1 protein-coding gene is annotated in these 508 nt (G+C 71.1%); it reads left to right on the top strand.

All coding sequences use genetic code 11. The features are described 5' to 3' along the window. On the top strand, positions 1–508 hold a 508-nt coding region (locus DH10_RS31050; protein WP_425515393.1), incomplete at both ends, for an NAD(P)/FAD-dependent oxidoreductase.

The raw sequence follows: 508 nt of genomic DNA, 5'->3' as shown, positions 1-508 counted from the left end.
CGCCGCCTTGCGGGTCAGCGCCGATATCGTGGTCGGCGCCGACGGCATCGGCTCGCTGGTGGCGAAGTGCTGCGACGCCGAGGTGCTGCGACAAGGCGCGGTCTCGGCCGCCCATGTCTATGGCTATGCGCCCGTCGAACCCGGCGCCGGCTACCACTGGTATTTTCGCGACGGAATTGCCGGCTCGCTGATCCCGACCAATGACGGCATGGCCTGCATCGTCGCCTCGGTACCGACCAGGCTGTTCGACCAGCGCTTCCGCATCGGCCATGCGGGCGCCCGCATGGAGGTGCTGGAAGCGCTCTCACCCGCCCTTGCCGCGCAAGCCGACCGCGCGGCCAAGGATGCCCGCCTGCAGGCGTTCCGCGGCGTGCCGGGCTATATCCGCCAGGCCTACGGCCCTGGCTGGGCGCTGGTCGGCGACGCCGGCTTCTTCCGCGATCCGATCACCGCGCACGGCATTTCGGATGCGCTGCGCGATGCCGAGGGCCTGGCGCGGGCGGTCCTG

Origin of the sequence: Mesorhizobium silamurunense (assembly GCF_014843825.1) — a bacterium.
Taxonomy (GTDB): Bacteria; Pseudomonadota; Alphaproteobacteria; order Rhizobiales; family Rhizobiaceae; genus Mesorhizobium; species Mesorhizobium silamurunense.
The sequence above is the reverse complement of the archived record's forward strand: the minus strand, read 5'-3'. Positions and strand labels throughout refer to the sequence as shown.